Origin of the sequence: Streptomyces sp. NBC_01335 (assembly GCF_035953295.1) — a bacterium.
Classification (GTDB): Bacteria; Actinomycetota; Actinomycetes; order Streptomycetales; family Streptomycetaceae; genus Streptomyces.
In genome coordinates this window covers 4,569,703-4,590,518 of record NZ_CP108370.1, presented here as the reverse complement: position 1 = coordinate 4,590,518, position 20,816 = coordinate 4,569,703, and the positions used below count along the sequence as shown (strand labels likewise).

General features: G+C 73.8%; 18 protein-coding genes. 9 read left to right on the top strand and 9 right to left on the bottom strand.

Features of this window, described 5'->3' with window-relative positions; all coding sequences use genetic code 11:
• The first annotated feature begins 11 nt into the window (after positions 1-11).
• A complete protein-coding gene (locus OG599_RS19780) occupies positions 12-572 on the top strand; it encodes a TetR/AcrR family transcriptional regulator (RefSeq protein WP_327177300.1) in 561 nt (186 codons plus the stop codon).
• Between the two features lie 133 nt (positions 573-705).
• Here OG599_RS19780 and OG599_RS19775 read toward each other — a convergent pair whose 3' ends face one another.
• Entirely contained in the window at positions 706-3,288 is a 2,583-nt protein-coding gene (locus tag OG599_RS19775) for a bifunctional FO biosynthesis protein CofGH (RefSeq protein WP_327177299.1), read from the bottom strand.
• 234 nt (positions 3,289-3,522) lie between these two features.
• Here OG599_RS19775 and OG599_RS19770 point away from each other — a divergent pair, with 234 nt between their 5' ends.
• Positions 3,523-4,296, top strand: a complete 774-nt coding sequence (locus tag OG599_RS19770) for an HAD family hydrolase (protein ID WP_327177298.1) — start codon at positions 3,523-3,525, stop codon at positions 4,294-4,296.
• A gap of 73 nt (positions 4,297-4,369) precedes the next feature.
• Here the strand turns inward: OG599_RS19770 and OG599_RS19765 are convergent, their stop codons facing one another.
• Positions 4,370-5,710 carry a beta-ketoacyl-[acyl-carrier-protein] synthase family protein gene (locus OG599_RS19765; RefSeq protein WP_327177297.1) on the bottom strand — a complete coding sequence of 447 codons (1,341 nt, stop codon included), beginning with the start codon at positions 5,708-5,710 and terminating at the stop codon, positions 4,370-4,372.
• 85 nt (positions 5,711-5,795) lie between these two features.
• On the opposite strand from OG599_RS19765, the gene OG599_RS19760 reads away from it, so the two are divergent.
• On the top strand, positions 5,796-6,401 hold the full coding sequence (locus tag OG599_RS19760; protein ID WP_327177296.1) for a TetR family transcriptional regulator: 606 nt from the start codon (positions 5,796-5,798) through the stop codon (positions 6,399-6,401).
• 99 nt (positions 6,402-6,500) lie between these two features.
• Here the strand turns inward: OG599_RS19760 and OG599_RS19755 are convergent, their stop codons facing one another.
• Together OG599_RS19755 and OG599_RS19750 are read right to left on the bottom strand one after the other, a co-directional pair.
• Entirely contained in the window at positions 6,501-7,940 is a 1,440-nt protein-coding gene (locus OG599_RS19755; protein ID WP_327177295.1) for an MFS transporter, read from the bottom strand.
• A gap of 112 nt (positions 7,941-8,052) precedes the next feature.
• A complete protein-coding gene (locus OG599_RS19750; protein ID WP_327177294.1) occupies positions 8,053-9,249 on the bottom strand; it encodes a M20 metallopeptidase family protein in 1,197 nt (398 codons plus the stop codon).
• A 59-nt stretch (positions 9,250-9,308) separates the two neighbouring features.
• On the opposite strand from OG599_RS19750, the gene OG599_RS19745 reads away from it, so the two are divergent.
• Positions 9,309-10,481 carry an Lrp/AsnC family transcriptional regulator gene (locus tag OG599_RS19745; RefSeq protein WP_327177293.1) on the top strand — a complete coding sequence of 391 codons (1,173 nt, stop codon included), beginning with the start codon at positions 9,309-9,311 and terminating at the stop codon, positions 10,479-10,481.
• A gap of 74 nt (positions 10,482-10,555) precedes the next feature.
• Here OG599_RS19745 and OG599_RS19740 read toward each other — a convergent pair whose 3' ends face one another.
• Positions 10,556-10,939, bottom strand: coding sequence for a hypothetical protein (locus OG599_RS19740; RefSeq protein ID WP_327177292.1), 384 nt, complete (start codon positions 10,937-10,939; stop codon positions 10,556-10,558).
• A gap of 284 nt (positions 10,940-11,223) precedes the next feature.
• Here OG599_RS19740 and OG599_RS19735 point away from each other — a divergent pair, with 284 nt between their 5' ends.
• The gene (locus OG599_RS19735) at positions 11,224-11,670 is read left to right on the top strand and encodes a sel1 repeat family protein (RefSeq protein ID WP_327177291.1); all 447 of its coding nucleotides are present in this window, start codon (positions 11,224-11,226) and stop codon (positions 11,668-11,670) included.
• 106 nt (positions 11,671-11,776) lie between these two features.
• Positions 11,777-11,971, top strand: a complete 195-nt coding sequence (locus OG599_RS19730; RefSeq protein ID WP_327177290.1) for a hypothetical protein — start codon at positions 11,777-11,779, stop codon at positions 11,969-11,971.
• 34 nt (positions 11,972-12,005) lie between these two features.
• Here the strand turns inward: OG599_RS19730 and OG599_RS19725 are convergent, their stop codons facing one another.
• Complete coding sequence (locus tag OG599_RS19725; RefSeq protein ID WP_327177289.1) at positions 12,006-13,943, bottom strand: AMP-dependent synthetase/ligase; 1,938 nt, start codon at positions 13,941-13,943, stop codon at positions 12,006-12,008.
• 58 nt (positions 13,944-14,001) lie between these two features.
• Entirely contained in the window at positions 14,002-15,264 is a 1,263-nt protein-coding gene (locus OG599_RS19720) for an acetyl-CoA C-acetyltransferase (protein WP_327177288.1), read from the bottom strand.
• 157 nt (positions 15,265-15,421) lie between these two features.
• Between OG599_RS19720 and OG599_RS19715 the strand changes: the two genes are divergently transcribed.
• From OG599_RS19715 to OG599_RS19705, 3 genes are all read left to right on the top strand, one after another.
• A complete protein-coding gene (locus OG599_RS19715) occupies positions 15,422-16,741 on the top strand; it encodes a 3-oxoacyl-ACP reductase (protein WP_327177287.1) in 1,320 nt (439 codons plus the stop codon).
• A 4-nt stretch (positions 16,742-16,745) separates the two neighbouring features.
• Entirely contained in the window at positions 16,746-17,594 is an 849-nt protein-coding gene (locus tag OG599_RS19710; RefSeq protein WP_327177286.1) for a MaoC family dehydratase, read from the top strand.
• A gap of 65 nt (positions 17,595-17,659) precedes the next feature.
• Positions 17,660-18,085: a nuclear transport factor 2 family protein gene (locus OG599_RS19705; protein ID WP_327177285.1), complete on the top strand. Its 426-nt coding sequence runs from the start codon at positions 17,660-17,662 to the stop codon at positions 18,083-18,085.
• A gap of 148 nt (positions 18,086-18,233) precedes the next feature.
• On the opposite strand, the gene OG599_RS19700 is transcribed toward OG599_RS19705, so the two are convergent.
• Positions 18,234-18,875, bottom strand: coding sequence for a TetR/AcrR family transcriptional regulator (locus OG599_RS19700; protein ID WP_327177284.1), 642 nt, complete (start codon positions 18,873-18,875; stop codon positions 18,234-18,236).
• 195 nt (positions 18,876-19,070) lie between these two features.
• Positions 19,071-20,420: a dicarboxylate/amino acid:cation symporter gene (locus tag OG599_RS19695; protein WP_327177283.1), complete on the bottom strand. Its 1,350-nt coding sequence runs from the start codon at positions 20,418-20,420 to the stop codon at positions 19,071-19,073.
• Positions 20,421-20,816 lie beyond the last annotated feature (396 nt).

Below are 20,816 nucleotides of genomic sequence, written 5' to 3'. Positions count from 1 at the left end.
GGGAGGCAGTCATGGGCCGTGTGTCGCAGGCACAGGCGGAGGAGAACCGCAGCCGGGTGGTGGACACCGCCTCCCGGCTCTTCCGGGAGCAGGGAACGCAGGTCAGCGTCGCCGACCTGATGAAGGCGGCCGGCCTGACCCACGGCGCGTTCTACAAGCAGTTCGCCTCCAAGGAGGCGCTCGTCGACGAGGCCACCGCCCACGCCTTCACCCGACTCGCCGGGCACCACGCCGCCGGGCTCGAACAGCACGACGGGCAGCGTGACGCCACCCAGCGGGCGCTGATCGACACCTACCTCTCCGTCGACCACCGCGACGACCCGGCGGGCGGCTGCCCGGTCGCCGGGCTCGCCACCGACGTCGCCCGGGACGGCGGCGGGCGTGAGGCCCGGCGCGTCTACACCGAGGGGGTGGCCGACTTCGCCGGCTTCCTCGCCACCGACGACCAGGACGGCGTCGCCCGCCTCTGCACGCTGTTCGGCGCGCTGGTGCTGTCACGGGCCACCAAGGGCTCCCCGCTCTCCGAGGAGATCCTCGCCGCCGCGCACGCGGCCCTGACGGAGAGCGGCTGACCGAAGGCGCGGCACGGCGCGCACGCAACCCCCGCACCCCCGTACCCCCGTACCCCCGCACCCCCGTACCCCCGCGCCCTCGCACCCCGCCGCGCGAGCGAAGGGGGTACGGGGTGCGGCGGCGCGTGCCGGATCAGCCCGGCAGGACCGGCAGCAGCTCCGGCAGGTGGCCGTCCGAGGCGGTCGCCGCGGCGACGCGTTCCGCGGGGACCTCGCCGTACAGGGTGGTGCGCGGCTTCGCCGGGCGGCCCGCGAGTTCGGCGATGGCGACCAGGTCCTGGATGGAGCGGTACGAGCCGTAACTCGACCCGGCCATACGCGAGATGGTCTCCTCCATCAGGGTCCCGCCGAGGTCGTTGGCGCCCGAGCGGAGCATCTCCGCGGCGCCCTCGGTGCCGAGCTTCACCCAGCTGGTCTGGATGTTGGTGATGTGCGGGTGGAGCAGCAGCCGGGCCATGGCGGTGACGGCGCGGTTGTCGCGGTCGGTGGGGCCGGGGCGGGCGATGCCGGCGAGGTAGACCGGGGCGTTGGTGTGGATGAACGGGAGGGTCACGAACTCGGTGAACCCGCCCGTCTCCTGCTGGAGCCGGGCGAGGGTACGGAGGTGGCCCAGCCAGTGGCGGGGCTGGTCGACGTGCCCGTACATCATGGTGGACGAGGAACGCAGGCCGACCTCGTGGGCGGTCTTCACGACCTCCAGCCAGGTGGCGGTGGGCAGTTTGCCCTTGGTGAGGACCCAGCGGACCTCGTCGTCCAGGATCTCCGCCGCCGTGCCGGGGATGGAGTCGAGTCCGGCCTCCTTCGCGGCGATCAGCCAGTCCCGGATCGAAAGCCCGGTGCGGGTGGCCCCGTTGACGACCTCCATCGGGGAGAAGGCGTGGACGTGCATGCCGGGGACGCGTTCCTTCACGGCCCGCGCGATGTCGAAGTAGGCGGTGCCGGGCAGGTCCGGGTGGATGCCGCCCTGCATGCAGACCTCCACCGCGCCGACGTCCCACGCCTGGGCGGCCCGGTCGGCGACCTGGTCGAGGGAGAGGGTGTACGCGTCGGCGTCGGTGCGGCGCTGCGCGAAGGCGCAGAAACGGCAGCCGGTGTAGCAGACGTTGGTGAAGTTGATGTTCCGGGTGACGATGTAGGTGACCTCGTCGCCGACCGTGTCGCGGCGCAGCGTGTCCGCGATCCGGCAGAGCTCGTCGAGCGCCGGGCCGTCCGCGTGGAAGAGGGCGAGGGCCTGGGCGTCGGTGAGCTTCGTCGGGTCGTCGGCGGCCTGGCTCAGCGCCTCCCGCACGTCCCCGTCGATGCGGGACGGAACCATGCCGGGGGCGGCGGCCTCGCGGAGCGCCTCCCAGTCCCCGTACACCTCGTCGAAGTCCTCGCGGCGGTCGCCGGTGCGGCCCTCGGTGTCGATGGTGCGGTGCAGGTCGGTGCGGCCACTCGCGCCGAACTCCTCGTCCGGTTCCTGCCAGGGCAGGCCGACCGGGATCGCACCCTCCTTCGCCATGCCGGTCTCGGGGTCGGCGAGCGCGCGCACGTGCGGGAGCAGCCGGGGGTCGAGCCACGGTTCGCCGCGCTGGATGAACTCCGGGTAGATGGTGAGGCGTTCGCGCAACGCGAACCCGGACTCGGCGGTGCGGGCGGCGAGTTCGTCGATGTGCGGCCAGGGGCGCTCGGGGTTCACGTGGTCGGGGGTGAGCGGCGAGACCCCGCCCCAGTCGTCGATGCCCGCCCCGACGATCAGGGCGTACTCGGAGTCCACCAGGTTCGGCGGGGCCTGGATACGGGCCGCGGGGCCGAGGATGTGCCGGGCCACCGCGATCGTCGCGGCCAGCTCCTCCAGCTCCGCGTCGGGCATCGCGCGCATCGCGGTGTCCGGCTTGGCGCGGAAGTTCTGGATGATGACTTCCTGGATGCCGTGGTAGGCGCGGGCGGTGCGGCGGATCTCGAAGAGGGAGTCGGCGCGCTCCTCGTAGTTCTCGCCGATGCCGATCAGGATGCCGGTGGTGAAGGGGACGTTGGAGCGGCCGGCGTCCTCCAGGACGCGCAGCCGGACGGCCGGTTCCTTGTCCGGGGAGCCGTGGTGCGGGCCGCCCTTCTCGGACCAGAGGCGGGTCGCGGTGGTCTCCAGCATCATCCCCATCGACGGGGCGACCGGCTTGAGCCGCTGGAGATCGGTCCAGCCGAGCACCCCGGGGTTGAGGTGCGGGAGCAGGCCCGTCTCCTCCAGGACCCGGATCGCCATGGCGCGTACGTACGCCAGGGTGTCGTCGTACCCCTCGGCCTCCAGCCACTCCCGCGCCTCGGGCCAGCGGTCCTCGGGGCGGTCGCCGAGGGTGAAGAGCGCTTCCTTGCAGCCGAGCGCCGCGCCCTTGCGTGCGATGTCGAGGACCTCGTCGGGCGAGAGGAACATCCCGTGGCCCTCGCGGCGGAGCTTGCCGGGGACGGTGACGAAGGTGCAGTAGTGACAGATGTCGCGGCAGAGGCGGGTGAGCGGGATGAACACCTTGCGGGAGTACGTGATGACGCCCTGCCGGCCCGCCGCTTCCAGGCCCGCGTCGCGTACCCGGGCGGCGGACGCGGCGAGGTCCGTCAGGTCGTCACCGCGCGCCTGGAGGAGTACGGCGGCCTCGGTCGCGTCGAGGGCCACACCGTCACGTGCCCGTTTGAGTGCGCGCCGCATGGCGTTGGTCGTGGGGCGTCCGCTCTGAGGATCGGTCATGGACCGAGCATACGAGCGGCGCCGGCGCCCGGGTCGGCCGGTCACGCGCACGGTCACGCACACCTCGCCGCACGTTCGCGCACACCACCACCGCAGGGTCGCGCACACCATCACCGCAGGGTCGCGCACACCACCACCGCACCCCGTGGAACCCGCGCCCCGGAACCCGCGCCGCGCGCCCGGGCGCGGATGTCGGCGGTGCGGCGGGGTCCGCCCCGTAGGGTCGGCACGGTGATGGAAACGATCGTGTTCGACATCGGTGAGACCCTCGTACGCGACGACCGCCACTGGGCGTCCTGGGCCGATTGGCTGGGTGTGCCCGCGCACACGGTGAGCGCTCTGGTCGGCGCCGCCGTCGTCGGGGGCGGATGCGCCACGGACGCGCTGGCGCTGCTCCGCCCCGGCATGGACGTGGCGGAGGCGGAGCTCGCCCGCGAGGCGGCGGGCCGCGGCGTGCACCTCGGCGAACGGGACCTCTACCCGGACGTGCGCCCGGCGCTCGCCGGACTCCGCTCGCTCGGGTTCCGGGTGGTGGTGGCGGGGCACCGGTCGGCGCGCGCCACCGAGCAGTTGCGGGCCCTGGACCTCCCCGCGGACCTCGTCGTCACCTCGGCGGAGTGGGGCGTGGCCAAGCCGGACCCGGAGTTCTTCGCCCGGGTGCTCAAGGCGTCGGACGCCGAACCGCGCACCACGGTGTACGTCGGCGACCACCCGGCCGAGGACCTCTTCCCGGCGAAGGCCGCCGGTCTGCGCACCGCCCACCTGCGGCGGGGCCCGTTCGGGCACTGGTGGGCGGATCACCCGGACGTGGTGGAGTCGGCGGACTGGCGCGTGGACGCGCTCACCGAGCTGACCGCGCTGCCGGGGCTGGTACGCGAGCGTGGGCAGGAACGCGGGAACGGGAGCGGCGGTACGGGCGGCGGCGAGGGACCCGTACGGGACACCCCCGAGCGGCGGCCCGAGCGGGGCGGGACGCCCACGCTCCGGGCGCTGCGGTCGGTGCGTTAGGACACCGCCCAGGTGGTGTCCGGCTGGGCCGCGCCGGTCCTGGCCGGATCACGGGCGCCTCGTCGGCGGCCTCTCACGCCTCCGTGAAGGCGAGCGAGACGTTGTGCCCGCCGAAACCGAAGGAGTTGGCGAGCGCCGCGCCCCAACTCCCCTTGCGGGGCTCCCCGGTCACCAGGTCCAGGTCCACGGCCGGGTCGCGGACGTCGAGGTTCCTGATCGCCGGGGTGATCCCGTCGCGCAGCGAGAGCACCGCGACGGCCGCACCCAACGCGCCCGAGGCGCCGAGGAGATGGCCCGTCATCGACTTGGTGGCGGTGACCGCCGGGTGGCCGCCCAGCGCCTCGCGGACCGCGAGCGCCTCGGCGAGGTCGCCCTGCGGGGTGGAGGTGGCGTGCGCGTGGACGAGGCCGACGTCCGCGCGGGCGAGCCCCGCCTCCCGGTAGGCCCTGCGCATGGAACGCACCTGGCCGTCCGGGTCGGAGGCGGTGATGTGCCCGGCGCTGGAGGTGACCGAGGCCCCGGCGAGGACCGCGTGGGGCCGGACGCCCCGCGCGCGGGCGTGTTCGGCGCGCTCCAGGACGAGGGCGGCGGCGCCCTCCCCCAGTACGAAGCCGTTGCGGGCCGCGTCGAAGGGGCGGGAGGCCCGCTCCGGGTCGTCGTTGGCCGTGGAGAGCGCCATCATCCGGGCGAACCCGGCCAGCGGCAGCGCGTGCAGACACGCCTCCGCGCCGCCCGCCACCACCACGTCGGCCCGGCCGAGCCGGATCAGGTCGAGGCCGTAGGCGAGAGCCTCGGCGCCTGACGCGCAGGCGCTGACCGGGGCGTGGGCGCCGCCCCGCGCGCCGAGGTCGATGCTCACCCAGGCGGCGGGCCCGTTGGGCATCAGCATCGGCACGGTGTGCGGGGAGACCTTCCGGGGCCCCGCGCTCTCCAGCACGTCGTCCTGGCCGAGCAGCGAGAGCACCCCGCCCACGCCCGTACCGATGACCACGGCCACCCGCTCCGGATCGGTCTCCGGCCGCCCCGCGTCGGCCCACGCCTCCCGGGCGCTGACCAGGGCCGCCTGCTCGCACCGGTCCAGGCGGCGGGCCAGAGTGCGTTCCAGGGCACCCGCCGGGTCCGCCCGCATCCTGGCGGCCAGCCGGGCGGGCAGCGGCTCGGCCCAGGGCTCGTCCAGGACCCCGACGCCGTTCCTCCCCGCCAGCAGCGCCGACCAGGTCTCGGGGAGGCTGCCGCCCAGCGGGGTGGTGGCCCCGAGCCCGGTCACCAGCACCTCGGGAAGGGGCCGTCCGGCGGCCGGGCGGGTCGCGGAGGAGGAGGCCGAGGTGCCGGTCTCGAAGGAAGTCGCGGAGGAGGTCACGGAGGAATTCGCGGAGGAGGTCACTGCATCGGTCTCGGCGGATGTCGCGCCCATGAGTGGTTCGCCTTTCCCAGCGGTCTGCGGCAATGCCCGGAACCGTACCCAACCAACTGGATGGTTGGCCATGTAGGGTTGTGCCATGTCCTCACCCGATCAGCTTGTGGGAACCCGCGCCCGGCTCCTGGCGGCAGCCCGTACCGAATTCGCCGCGCACGGCATGGGCGGCGCCCGGGTCGACCGCATCGCCCGGGCGGCGGGTGCCAACAAGGAGCGGATCTACGGGTACTTCGGCAGCAAGGAGAAGCTCTTCGCCGCCGTCGTCGCCGAGGCGGTCGAGGAGCACGCGGCGCTGCTCGGCCCGCCGGCCGGCGACCTCGGCGCCTACGCCGGGCGCGTCCACGACCTGCACCGCGCCAACCCGGAGCTGCTGCGCCTGATGATGTGGGAGGCGCTGCACCACGACTCGGGGGCACTGCCCGCCGGCGGGGAGCGCCGCGCCCGGTACGCCGGCATGGTGGGCTCGCTCGCCCGCACCCTCGGTACGGCCCCGGACACCCGGGCCGCCGCCACGTTCCTCGCGGTGCTGGGCATCGCGGTACTGCCCTCGGCGTTCCCGCAGCTCGCCCGCCTGATCATGGGGAGCGTCGACGGCGGGGAGGGGGCCGGCGACGCGGAGACGCGGGCGTACATCGTGGAGCTGGCCCGCCGGCTGGCCCCCGGGACGGCACTCCCCGAGACGGACTGACCCGGGCGCTCGCCCGCCCCGGCGCCACGAGGGTGCGGCTCACCCGCCCCTCCGCCACGACTGCGGGCCTCACCCGCCCCGCCGTCACGACAGCGCGCCTCACCCCTCCCGACGCCGCGACAGCGCGCTCATCGCGACCGCCGCGAGGGCCGCCGCCGCGCCGACCAGCCACACCGCCGTGTAGCCGCCCTCGCCCGGCTCGCCGGTGAGGTCCGAGCGGAACGCGCCGAGCAGAGAGGCGAACACCCCGCCCGCCACGGCTCCGCCGAGTGTCTTCACGTTGTTGTAGAGGGCGGCGGCGATCCCCGTACGGGCGGGCTCGCCCGCCTCCACGATGACGGTGGGCATGGCGCCCAGCGCCAGCCCGACACCGAGGCCGAGGAAGGCCGAGCCGGTCGCCATCTGCCACATCCGGTCGTGGAAGAAGGCGAATTGGGTGAAGGTGAGCGCGACCAGGCCGAAGGCGGCCATCAGCGTCGGCCGGTAGCCGATCCGCTTCGCCAGCGCGGCCGTGGAGAGGGAGCCGACGACGCTGCCGACCGCTCCGGGCAGCGACACCAGCGAGATGGCGAGGGCGCCGAGCCCGAACCCGTAACCGTCGGTCGCCGGATCGGCCGCGTAGAAGGTGGAGTTGGGGGTCTGGCTGCCGAAGTAGAAGACTCCGAAGAGGAAGGCGGCGCAGTAGAAGGGTGCGGAGGTCCGCGCCGCCAACGCCCGTACGTCCACGAGCGGTTCGCCGCTGCGCAGTTCGACCCGCACCCACAGGGCGAGCAGCGCGAGCCCCAGCAGCACCGGGCCGAGTACGCGCACCGAGCCCCAGGAGCCGTCCTCCGCGCCGGACACCCCGGCGAGCAGGGCGATCATCGCGGCGCCGAGGAGTACCACCCCGGCCCGGTCGACGCGCCCGCCCGCCCTGTTCCGGGACTCCGGTACGGCGACGAAGGAGACCGGCACGCAGGCCGCCGCGAGGACGGCCGGGACCAGCAGGGTCAGCCGCAGGGAGCCGAACGCGGAGTCCACCAGCCCCATCACCACCCCGCCCGCCATGGCGCCGAGCGTCAGCGCCCCGACGAGCCGGGCGATGGCCCGGCGCGCTTCGGCGACCGGCAGCCGGTCCCGTACGAGGGCGATCTCCAGTGGCAGCAGCGCCGCGATCGGCCCCTGGAGCACCCGGCCGGCCAGCAGCACCGGGTAGTCGGGCGCGAGGGCGACGGTCAGCGTGCCGACGGCGATCAGCGCGAGCGCGATCCGGAGCATCCGGCGGTGGCCGTACAGATCACCGAGCCGCCCGAACAGCGGGACGCACACCGCCGCCGCCAACAGCTGCACGGAGACCACCCAGTTGAGGGAAGCCGAACCGATGGAGAGGTGGTCGGCGAGGTCGGGCAGCAGCGGGGACAGCCCGACCTGGAGGAAGCCGCTGGTCGCCTCGAAGAACACGAGGAGTCCCACGACCGCCGTCACGGACGCGGTGGCGGGTGGCGGTCCGGCCGGGGCCGGGGTGGCCGGCGGCGGGGTGGGCGGTGCGGTGGCGGTCATGGGCGGGCTCCAGCGGTCATGGGCGGGCTCCAGCGGGGCGGGCGGCGGTGACACCGGAAAGCCGAAGGCCGGGGCGTGTCGGCACGGTGACCACACACCCCGGGGCGGGCCGCTACACGTCGTGGCCGAGGCGGCGCAGGGCCAGCCCGGCGAGCAGTGCGGCGGCGTGCGGCAGGGCGCCGTCGTCGTACACCGCCTGGGCGGAGTGGTTCATCGGGGCGGTGGCGGGGTCGACGCCGGGCGGGCAGGCGCCGAGCCCGACGAACGCGCCGGGTACCTCGCGCAGCACGAACGAGAAGTCCTCCGCCCCGGCCATCGGCTTGGGCGCCTCGAAGGCGTGGTCCCGGCCGAGGATCCGCCGCGCGGTCTCCAGCGCGAAGGCCGCGTCCTCGGCGTGGTTGACGGTCGGCGGATACTGGTCCACGTAGTCGACGGTCGCCGTGACCCCGTGGGCGGCGGCCACCCCGTGCACGGTCCGCTCGAAGCCGGTGCGGACGGCGGCGCGGGCGGCGTCGGAGAAGGTCCGTACGGTGGCGGAGAAGCGCGCGTGCTCCGGGATGACGTTGGGCGCCGTACCGGCCTCGATCCGGCCCACGGTGACGACCGCCGGGTCGAAGATGTCCCTCTCACGGGTGACCAGGGTCTGGAGCGCGGTGACCATCGCGCACATCGCGGGCACCGGGTCGGCCGCCAGGTGCGGGGAGGAGCCGTGCCCGCCCCGGCCGTGCACGGTGACGTGGACCGCGTCCGAGGCGGCCAGGATCGGGCCCGGCCGGGTCGCGGCGAAACCGGTCGGCGCCCCGGTGGACAGCACGTGCAGGGCGTACGCGGCGACGACCCGCTCCCCCGCCGCGTCCAGCACCCCTTCCTCGATCATGATCTTCGCGCCGCCCTGGCCCTCCTCGCCCGGCTGGAACATGAACACCACGTCCCCGGCCAGCTCCGCGCGCCGGTCCGCCAGCAGCCGGGCCGCGCCGACGAGCCCGGTGACGTGCAGGTCGTGGCCGCAGGCGTGCATCCGGCCGTCGAGCACCGAGGCGTACGGGAGGCCGGTGTCCTCCTGCACGGGCAGCCCGTCCATGTCACCGCGGAGCAGCACCGCCGGACCGGGCAGCCCGCCGCGCAGCACGGCGGTGACGGAGCTGAGCCCCTGCCCGGGGGTGATCTCCAGCCCGAGTCCCGCCAGGGCGTCCACGATCCTGCGCTGGGTGAGCGGGAGGTCGAGGCCGAGTTCGGGTTCCCGGTGGAGGGCGTGGCGGAGTGCGGTCAGCGCGGGGGCGAGGGCGTGGGCATCCTGGAGCAGAGACATGGGCGTATGGTGCGGACCCGAGCACTCCACTGATGATCATCCGCAGGAAAGCGGCGCCGATGAGGTCCTCCACGCAGAAATCCACCACGGCCCCGGCTCCCGCCGACAGCCCCGGCCCAGGCCCCGGCCGTGGGGCCACCGCCCCCGGCGACGCCCCGCTGGACGAGCTGGACGAGCTGGACTATCTGCTGATCACCGCGTTGCAGACCTCGCCCCGTGCGGAGTGGGCGCAGATCGGCAAGGCGCTCGGGGTGGACGGTTCGACGGCCGCGCGCCGCTGGAACCGGCTCACCGAGGCCGGACACGCCTGGCTGAGCTGCTACACCGTGGCGTCCGGGGTGACGCTGCCGATCATCGCGTTCATCGATGTGGACTGCGCCGCGGGCGCCCTGCACGAGGTGGCGGCGGAGATCGCGGACGACCCGCACCTGATCACCATCGAGCACGTCACCGGCTCCCGCGACCTCGTCCTCACCGCCGCCTTCCCCGACCAGGCGATGCTGGCCAGGTACGTCGGCTTCCGCCTCGGTGCGCTGCCCGGTGTCGCGGCCACCCGCTCCCAGATCGCCACCGCCGTCCACACCGAGGGCAGCCGCTGGCGGCTGGACCGGCTCGACCCGGACAGCCAGGACGCCCTGACCAGGGACCGGGGCCCCTCCCACCCGCGCCGGGGCCTGACCGCCCCGGACGACCTGGACAACCGGCTCTACCTGCTGCTGAGCGAGGACTTCCGCCGGCCCGCCGCCCGGCTCGCGGAACGCCTGGGCGTGAGCCCCAGCACCGTCCGCCGCCGACTCGACCGGATGCACCGCGAAGACGCCCTCATCTACCGCTGCGAGGTGGCGCGCTACCTCTCCGGCTGGCCCATCTCGGTGACCCTGTGGGGCATCGCCCCGGCCGCCGACACCGCGCGGATCGCCTCCCAGCTCATCGGGATGCGCGAAACCCGCCTCTGCGCCTCGCTGTCGGGGCCGTACAACCTGATGCTCGCGGTGTGGCTCCGCTCGGCCGAGGAAATCGGCGCCTTCGAGGCCCGGTTGGCCACCCGCTTCCCCGAACTCGTCGTCGCCGACCGGGCGGTGACCCTCTGGCCCCTCAAGCTGGCGGGCCATGTCCTGGACCCGTACGGCCGCCACCTCCGGGGCGTCCCCGTCACCTTCTGGGAGGACCCGGGCGCGCGCCGCGCCGAGGACGCCCTGCTGGCACGGCTGCGGGGCGGCCGGAAGGGGTGAGCGGGGCGGCCGATCGGGACGGCGGTCCGGCACCGGGCCACTGACGCACCACCGCCTCCGCGCCCGCCCGCGCCTCAGCCGAACACCGGCCCGAAGAGCACGGCGCCGACGGCCGCGAACAGCGCGGGAAAACCCTTCGCCGGCCCACGCAGGCGCCGCTGGGCCACGTACGTGAGCGCCGACGCGGCGAACGCGGGCCACCAGATGCTCTGCGAGGCGTCACCCAGGCTGAGGCGCCGCACGATCACCGCCTCGACGGCGTACCCGACGGCCGCCGCGACCAGCGGCCAGGCGCACTCCGGCCCGAAGGGGGCCCAAGGCGCGCGTGTGCCTGCTTTGTTCGCAGCGGACCGGCGCCTGATCCGGAAGGACCGCACGGTCGCAATGATCACTGACGCGCCGGCGGCCGCGACCCACAGGGCGCCGGAAACGACGACAAGGGGGCTGGGGTCACTCATGGCAGTCCTCCGGTAGGGCCCCATCCGGTCGTGGGCGTTCCCACCGGGGCGGGCCGTCGGTCGGAGCGGGCGGGCCCGCGCCGCTCGGGGCCGGCGGTACGGGGCAACGCTTTGTTCTGTACGCATTGTTCTGCACGGAGTACGGTCCGAGGACGGCGGTCCCCGGAGCGATCACCACGGCGGCCGCGCGCCGGGCCGTGTCCGACCATTCCCGCCTACCGGGGTTGCGGGGCCGCCCGCCGGGAAGAGTGCCGATGGGCAGTACGTGACCCGGGGGGGTACGCATGGCATTCCTGCTGTTCGTCGTGGCGGCGGTCCTGAGCGTGATCGGGATGGCGACCGACAACGACACGCTCTTCGACGTGAGTTGGGTGGCCTGGCTGCTCGGTCTGCTGCTGGCGCTCCGCGCCTGGCACCTGCACCGGAAGTACGGCACCCCGGAGAAGCTGGCCGCCGCCGCCGAGGGCGGCGACCTGCGGGCCCTGCGCTCGATCGCGCTGCTCGCGAAGATCCGGGGAGACCTGGACGAGGCCGAGCGCCTCTTCCGGCTGGGGGTGGAGCGGAAGGACCCCGAGTCGATGTGGGAGATGGGGCGCCTGGTGGAGGCACGCGACGGGCTGGCGGCGTCGGAGCCGTGGTTCCGGATGGCGGCCGAGCACGGGCACTTCGCCGCCAAGCGCTTCTTCCGCCAGGGCCATGCCCTCAACATGAAGGGCGACAACCCGCTGTAGGCGGTGTCCGGTGGATCACGGTCGGCCAGGGCGCGGCGCGATCTCGGCCATGATCCACCGGACACCGCCCAGGGGCCCTGACCTGCGAGGGAGTAAGTTCAGCGCCATGAGAGCCAGGGGCGGTGGGGAGAAGTGGCCGGCGGCGATCCTGTGGGGGCTGCTGACGGCGCTCTGTGCGTTCGTCGCCCCGCTGGTCCTGCTCCTGGCGACCGCGGCCTGCGGGGCCGCCGCGCTCCGGACCGCCCGCCGGGCCCGTGACCGGTCCACGGCCGAGCTGCTCGGACCGGTCCGGCTCGGCTGACCGGGGCGGCACGCCTCGGTCAGCCGCCCGCGCCTCACTTCCGGTACAGCGCCTCGATCTCCGCCGCGAAGTCCCGTGCCACCACGTCCCGTTTGAGCTTCAGCGAGGGCGTGAGGTGGCCGCTCGCCTCGGTGAAGTCGACGGGCAGCACGGTGAACTTGCGGATCGACTCGGCGCGCGAGACGAGCCCGTTGGCCTCGTCCACCGCGTGCTGGATCGTGTCGCGGAGCTCCGGGTCGTCGACCAGTTCGCGGAGCGGGACGCCCTGCTTCTTCTTCATCTGCCGCCAGTGCGCGAGACCGTCCTCCTCCAGGGTGATCAGCGCGGTGATGAAGGAGCGGTTGTCGCCGACGACCATGCACTGGCCGACCAGCGGGTGGGCGCGCAGCCAGTCCTCCAGCGGGGCCGGGATGACGTTCTTCCCGCCCGAGGTGATGATGATGTCCTTCTTGCGGCCGGTGATGGTGAGGTAGCCGTCGTCGTCGAGGGCGCCGAGGTCGCCGGTGGCGAACCAGCCGTCGTGCAGTACCGGTACGGACGTGCCGGTGCTCGCGTCCCAGTAGCCGTGGAAGACCTGGCCGCCCCGGAGCAGTACCTCGCCGTCGTCCGCGATCCGTACCGAGGTCCCGGGCAGCGGCCAGCCGACGGTGCCCAGGCGGGGTTTGAGCGGTGGGGTCACGGTGTGGGCGGCGGTGGTCTCGGTGAGGCCGTACCCCTCGAAGATCTCGATGCCGGCGCCCGCGTAGAAGGAGGCGAGCCGGCCGCCCAGCGGGGAGCCGCCGCAGATGACGTACCGGACGTGGCCGCCGAGGGCCGCGCGGATGCGGCGGTACACCAGCGGGTCGTAGAGCTTGCGGGCCAGCTTCAGGGCGGTACCGGGACCGGGGCCCGTGCCGTGTTCGGCGGCCTCGACGGCCCGGCCGTACCGCTGGGCGATGCGGGCCGCCCGGTCGAAGGAGGAGGCACGGCCCATCTTCTCGGCGGTGGCGCGCCCGGTGTTGAAGACCTTCTCCAGGACGTACGGGATCGCCAGCAGGAACGACGGCTGGAACCCGGCCAGGTCCTCCAGCAGGTCCTCGGTGCGGATGGAGGGGGCGTGCCCGAGGCGGACCCGGGCGCGCAGGCAGCCGATCGCGACCATCCGGCCGAAGACGTGGCTGAGCGGCAGGAACAGCAGGGTGGAGGCCGGGTACTTGGAGACCGACTTGAAGACCGGGTGGAGCAGTTCGATGGCGTTGTCGACCTCGGCGAAGAAGTTGCCGTGGGTGAGGACGCAGCCCTTGGGGCGGCCGGTGGTGCCCGAGGTGTAGATGAGGGTGGCGGCGTGGTCCGGGCCCAGCAGGGCGCGGCGCTCGTCCACCGCCGCGTCGGGCACGTGCCGGCCGGCCGTCCTGAGCCGGGCGAGCGCCCCGGTGTCGAACTGCCACAGGTGGGCCAGGCCGGCGAGTTCCCGGCGCTCCTGGCTGACGATCCGCGCCTGCTCCTTCGTCTCGACCGCGCAGGCCTGCGCGCCGGAGTCCTGGAGGATCCACCGCACCTGGTACGCCGAGGACGTCGGGTAGATCGGGACGGTGACGAGCCCGGCGGCCCAGGCGGCGAAGTCGAGCAGCGTCCACTCGTACGTCGTACGGGCCATGATCGCGATGCGGGCGCCGGGCTGGAACCCCTCCGCGATCAGGCCCTTGGCGACGGCGCGTACCTCGTCGGCGAACGCGAGGGCGGTCACGTCCCGCCAGCTGCCGTCCTCCTGCTTGCGGCTGAGGACGGCGTCCGAGGGCGCCTCGCGCGCGTTGTCGAAGGGGATCTCGGCGAGCGAGCCGTGCCGTACGGGCGGCGCGAACGCGGGTACGGAGACCTCCCGCACCCGGCCGTCCGCGCCGCGCAGGAGCAGCGGGGGAACCAGGACGGGCGGTGCGGCGGCGGACGCGGTGCCGTCGGCCGGGGATGCGGGCGGGGCGGGGGGCGTGGACACGTGCGGCTCCTCGGAGGGGGCGGTGGCAGGTCGGGTGCGGCGGCGAACGGGCTTCGTCTCACGGCCGTTCGAGGATCGCGGTCACCCCCAGACCACCGGCCGCGCAGATCGAGACGAGCCCGCGCCCCGGCCCCTCGCGTTCCGCGAGCAGCTTGGCGAGGGTGGCGACGATCCGGGCGCCGGTCGCCGCGAACGGGTGGCCGGTGGCGAGCGAGGAGCCGGCCACGTTGAGCTTGTCCCGGTCGACGGGGCCGAGGCCCTGCTTGCGCCAGGCGGCGAGCGTGGCGAGCACCTGTGAGGCGAACGCCTCGTGCACCTCGAACAGGTCGAAGTCCGCGAAGGTGAGCCCCGCCCGTTCCAGCAGCCGGGGCACGGCGTACGCCGGGGCCATCAGCAGGCCGTCCTCGCCGTTCACGTAGTCCACGGCGGCGCTCTCGTACAGCGTGAGGTACGCCAGCGGTGCGAGGCCGCGCTCCCGCGCCCACTCCTCGCTCGCCAGCAGCACGGTCGCGGCGCCGTCGGTGAGCGGGGTGGAGTTCCCGGCGGTCATCGTCGCGTCGGGGTGGTCCGCGCCGAACACCGGTTTGAGCGTGGCGAGTTTCTCGACGGTGGAGCCGGGCCGCAGGTTCTGGTCCCGCTCCAGGCCGAGGTGGGGGACGACGAGGTCGTCCAGGAATCCCCGGTCGTAGGCGGCGGCCAGCCGCTGGTGGCTGGTCGCGGCCAGCAGGTCCTGGTCCTCGCGCGTGACGCCCCAGCGGCGGGCGGTGATCGCCGCGTGCTCGCCCATCGAAAGCCCGGTGCGCGGTTCGGCGTTGCGCGGGATGTCGGGGACGAGGTGGCGGGGGCGGACCGCCGCGAGCGCCTTGAGGCGGGCGGCGTTGCCCTTGGCGCGGCGGGCGTTCAGCAGGATGCGGCGGAGCTCGTCGTTGACACCGAGGGGCGCGTCGCTCGTGGTGTCCGCGCCGCCCGCGATGCCCGAGTCGATCGCGCCGAGGGTGATCTTGTTGGCGACGCCGATGACGGCCTGGAGGCCGGTGCCGCACGCCTGCTGGACGTCGTACGCCGGGGTGCGGGGGTCCAGCCGGGAGCCGAGCACCGTCTCGCGGGCCAGGTTGAAGTCGCGGCTGTGCTTGAGCACGGCACCGGCGGCGAACTCCCCCACCTGCTGCCCGGCCAGGCCGAACCGCTCGACGAGCCCGTCGAGCGCGGCGGTCAGCATCAGCTGGTTGGACGCCTGGGCATAGGGGCCGTCGGAGCGGGCGAAGGGAATGCGGCTGCCGCCGAGGACGGCGACCCGGCGCGGCTGCGGGAGCGGAATCATCGCGGCCCTCTCGTCCCGGCCGTCGCGGCCCCTGCGATCGCCCCGAGCAGTGCTGTCGCCCCGGGTCGTGTCCGCGTGCGGTTCATCTCGACCAGCTCCTGACTCTTGAGTAACCTTACTCCGGAGTAAATCTACGACCGAGCAGGGAGTCTGGACAATGGCCGACCGCTATCTGCACCTGACCGGCACAGCCCCCGGCCGCTTCCTCACCCGGCGCCTGGGCCTCCCCCAGCCCACGCCGCTGCGCCGCTGGTCCCTGGAGACGCCCACGCTCGACGGGCCGTTGCTGCACCTCACGGCGGGCGACCCGGCCGTACCGGGCGAGGTCGGCGAGGTGCTCGCCCGCCTCGGGCTGCCGGTGGTGGAGCGGGCGGACCGGCCCGCCGGGATCGTCGTGGACGCGACGGGCATCACCTCCGCGGCGGGGCTCGCCGGCCTCCACGCGGTCCTGCACCCCGTCGTCCGCTCGGTCGCCCGCAGCGGCCGGATCGTCGTCCTCGGCACGGTCCCGTCCCCCGAGGACCACCACCAGGCAGCCGCCCAGCAGGCGTTGGAGGGGTTCGTCCGCTCGCTGGGCAAGGAGATCGGCCGGGGCGCCACCGTGCAGCTGGTACGGGTCGTGCCGGGCTCCGCCGCGTCCGCCGAGTCCACCCTGCGCTTCCTCCTCTCGCCCCGGTCCGCGTACGTCAGCGGCCAGGTCGTCGAGGTCTCCGGCGCGGCCCCCGACCCGGTCGCCGACTGGTTCGCCCCGCTGACCGGCCGCACCGCGCTGGTCACCGGCTCCGCCCGGGGCATCGGCGAGGCGGTGGCCTCGGTGCTGGCGCGCGACGGCGCCCGGGTGATCTGCCTCGACGTCCCCCAGGCCGAGGCCGATTTGGTGCGCACGGCGGACCGGCTCGGCGCCACCGCGCTGCCGCTGGACATCACCGCGCCGGACGCCGCCGAGCGGATCGCGGCGGCGGTCCCGGACGGACTCGACGTCCTCGTGCACAACGCGGGCATCACCCGCGACCGCCGGCTCGCCAACATGGCGGCCGACCGCTGGGCCTCCGTGATCGACGTCAACCTCGACTCGGTGCTGCGGACCACGGACGCGCTCCTCAAGGCGGGCACCCTCAACCGGGGCGGCCGGATCGTCGCCACCGCCTCCATCGCGGGCATCGCCGGGAACAACGGGCAGACCAACTACGCTGCGAGCAAGGCCGGCATCATCGGCCTGGTCCGCTCGCTCGCCCCGCGCGCCGCCGCCGACCACGGGGTCACGGTCAACGCCGTCGCCCCCGGCTTCATCGAGACGAAGATGACCGCCGCCGTGCCGCTCTTCATCCGCGAGGCGGGCCGCCGCATGAACTCCCTTTCCCAGGGCGGACTTCCGGTGGACGTGGCCGAGACCACCGCATGGTTCGCGCAGCCCGCCTCCACCGCCGTCAACGGCCAGGTGGTACGCGTCTGCGGCCAGAGCCTGCTGGGAGCGTGAGCCGATGCCCGGCCTCGGACTCTCCCTTTTGCGCGGCGCGCTGACCTCGCCGCTGAAGCACCCCGGCCGCCCGGGAGCCGCGCTCCCGGACACCCGCGTCACCGGCCCCGCGATCCCCGCACCGGCCGAACTCCTCGCCCGCTACCGCTCGATCTGCCACTTCCCGCCCAACGGGCCGCTCCCGCCGACGTATCCCCACGTGCTGGCGTTCCCGCTCGCGATGCGGCTGATGACGGCGCGGGCATTCCCGCTGCCGGTGCTCGGGCTCGTCCACACCTGGATCGAGATCACCTCCCACCGGCCCGTACAGCCCGCGGAACCCCTTCGACTCACCGTGTACGCACAGGCGTTGACGCCGCACCGCCGGGGGACCGAGGCCACCGTGGTGACGGAGGCCCGGGTGGGCGACGAGCTGGTGTGGGAATCCCGCAGCGGGTACCTCGCCCGCCACGCCGTACGGACCGCCCCCGCCGCGCCGACCGCAGCCGCCGCCGCCACGCATGACGCTTCCGGCCTGCCCGCCGTCGCCGAGTGGCGGCTCACCGGCGACCTGGGCCGGCGGTACGGGGCCGCCTCGGGCGACCGCAACCCGATCCACCTCCACCCGCTGACCGCCCGCCTGTTCGGCTTCCCCCGGGCCATCGCCCACGGCATGTGGACCGTCGCCCGCTGCCTCGCCGAGGTGGAGGGCGCCGACCACATCCGCACCGTACGGGCGGAGTTCCGGGCCCCCGTACTGCTGCCGGGCACGGTGACGTACGCGGCCGACGGCTCGGGCACGACGTTCGAGCTGCGCGGCGGCCCGGACGGCGCACGGGTCCACCTCACCGGCACGGTGACCCGGGACCTGTGAGCCCGTACGGTACGACCCGCACCCTCAACACCCCCGTCTCGCACGCACACCAGGAGGAACGCGCCATGGAATCCGCCGAACGCTTCCGCGCCGCCGTGGAGAAGGGTGAACTCGCGGGCATCGAGGCCCTGTTCACCGACGACGTCCGCCTCTACAGCCCGGTGAAGTTCACCCCCTTCGACGGGAGGCCCCAGGTGCTGGGCCTCCTCGGGGTACTGCTCCAGGTCTTCGAGGACTTCCACTACGTCGGCCAGTACGAGGGCGCCGCCGAGACCAGCGCCGACGGCGAGGAGGCCCCCTCGGAGATCCTGGTCTTCCGCGCCACCGTGAACGGCGCCCAGATCCACGGCATCGACCTGCTGCACTTCGACGAGGCCGGGCTGATCAAGGAGTTCACCGTGATGGTGCGCCCCCTGTCCGCCGTACAGGCGCTGGGACAGGCGGTCTACGCGGCCCTGGTCGCCGCCGGACTCGCGCCCAAGGCCCCCTGAGCACCGCCGCGCACCGCCGGCCCCGGGCGACGGAGGCCGGCGGACGCGGTCGCGCACGAGAGCCCGCGCTTCGGACCGACGGCGGCCGGATCGGACGGGAGGGCGGCCGGAGCTGCCGGATCGGACGGGGGCGGCCTGAGCCACCGGATCAGACCGGCGGCTGCCAGGGCCGCCCGTTCATGAGGTTCTCCAGACCCGCCCAGGAGAAGTTCATCAGCGTCGCCGCCGCCTCCCGGGCCGAGACGCCCGGGGTCTCGTTGGCCCAGCCCGCCAGCGCCTCGGCGGCCCCCACCAGCGCCTGGGCGAGCCCGACCACGTCCCGGTCGGGCAGCGCGGGGTCGTGGTGGGCCTCCCGGGCGGCGGCGCCGATGAGCCCGGTCACGAACGCGACGATCTCGTCCCGCATGGTGGTGATCTCCGAGGCGAACGGCTCCCCGTGCGTCCGCGCCTGGCGGTGCAGCACCGCCCAGCCGTCCGGGTTCTCCGCGGTGTGGACGAAGAAGGCGCGCAGCCCCTCCCAGAGCTGCCGGTCGGCGGGCAGCCCCGGCTCGACCCCCGCCTGGACCGCGTCCACCAGCGCCTTCGCCTCGCGGCGGATGCACGCGGTGAAGAGCTCCTCCTTGGAGTTCAGGTACAGGTAGACCAGCGGCTTCGACACGCCCGCGAGCTCCGCGATCTCGTCCATCGAGGCCGCGCGGTAGCCGCGCTGCCCGAAGATCTGCACCGCCGCGTCCATCATCTGCTGCTCACGCACGGCGCGTGGCATCCGCTTGCTCTTCACCGCATCCATGTCGGACTTCCTTCCGCCCCCGCTGCCTTACTCCCGAGTAAGGGTACGGGGAGCACGGAAGGTCCCCACCGGCGCGAAGGCCCACCAGCCCGCGCGCAGAGGCAGGCCCCGGCGCACCCGGCCCCCGGAACGCCGCAGGGGCGCCCAGGTCCCGAAGGACCCGGACGCCCCCGGGGCGCGCGGTGCGAGGTGGGATCAGGCGGCGACGGGAACCCGGACGGGCTCCTCCTCGACGACCTCGATCTCGTCCACCGGAGAGGCGGAGGCGGTGTTGTACTTGCCCAGGTCGAGGATCTTCTCGCGGGCCGAGACGATCACCGGGACCAGCGCCTGGCCGGCCACGTTGGTGGCGGTGCGCATCATGTCGAGGATCGGGTCGATCGCCATGAGCAGGCCGACGCCCTCCAGCGGGAGGCCCAGCGTCGAGAGGGTCAGCGTCAGCATGACCGTCGCGCCGGTGAGACCGGCGGTCGCGGCGGAGCCGATGACCGAGACGAACGCGATCAGGACGTAGTCACCGACGCCGAGCTGCACGTCGAAGATCTGCGCGATGAAGATCGCGGCCAGCGACGGGTAGATCGCGGCGCAGCCGTCCATCTTGGTCGTGGCGCCGAACGGGACGGCGAAGGAGGCGTACTCCTTCGGGACGCCGAGGCGCTCGGTGACCTTCTGGGTGACGGGCATGGTGCCCACCGAGGAGCGGGAGACGAACGCCAGCTGGATCGCGGGCCAGGCGCCCTTGAAGAACTGGATCGGGCTGACCTTGGCGACGGTGGCGAGCAGCAGCGGGTAGACGCCGAAGAGCACCAGGGCGCAACCGACGTAGACGTCGGCGGTGAAGGTGGCGTACTTGCCGATGAGGTCCCAGCCGTAGTCGGCGATGGCGTAGCCGATGAGGCCGACGGTGCCGAGCGGGGCGAGGCGGATGACCCACCACAGGGCCTTCTGGAGCAGCTCCAGGATCGACTCGCTGAGGGTGAGGATCGGCTGGGCCTTCTCGCCGAGCTTCAGGGCGGCGATGCCGGCGACGGCGGCCATGAAGACGATCTGGAGGACGTTCAGCTCGGTGAACGGCGTGATCACGTCGGTCGGGACGATGCCGGTGAGGAAGTCCAGCCAGGAGCCGGCGTGCTCGGGCTTGAGGCCGTCCTTCGGCGTGAGGCCGGTGCCGGAGCCCGGGTTGGTGATCAGACCGATGGCGAGGCCGATGGCCACCGCGATCAGCGAGGTGATCATGAACCAGAGCAGGGTGCGGGTGGCGAGCCGGGCCGCGTTGTTGACCTTGCGGAGGTTGGTGATCGACACCAGGATCGCGAAGAAGACGAGCGGCGCGACGGCCAGCTTCAGCAGCTGGACGAAGATGTGGCCGACCTTGTCGAGCGTGGTGTAGAGCCACGCGACGTCGTACGAGCGGGTGATCCAGCCGAGGACGACACCGAGGACCAGACCGGCGACGATCTGGGCCCAGAAGGGCACCTTCGGTATGCGGAAACCGGAGCTCTTGGGCTCGGCGGCCTCCGTGGTGGACGCGGAGTTCGCGGACACGGACACACTCCAGACAGGACGCGGCGTACGCGTGGGAAGGCACGCGTACGCGAGAAAGGGAAGGGGACGAAGGGGGCGGCGTCCTCGCCGGGAGGCGGCGCCGCTGCTTGCTGTCGGGTCAGAGGCGACAACAGGCCGCGGTCGTACAGCGGCAGAGATCGACGTGCAGGCGCGCCACGAGCGGGACGCCCGGGGCGTAGCGGATTCGCACTGCTGTCTTCATGTCGTTCACGTTAACACCGCGACTTTGAGGCCCTCAAAGCTTTTCTATGGGGACGCGTCCGGCGGAGCCTGGCCGATAAGCAGCGGATAAAAACGCCAAAGACCCCGGTTCCGGAGCGACTTGCTCCGGGCCGGGGTCCGAGGTGCGACGCGCCCCGAGGGGCACGGATGTGA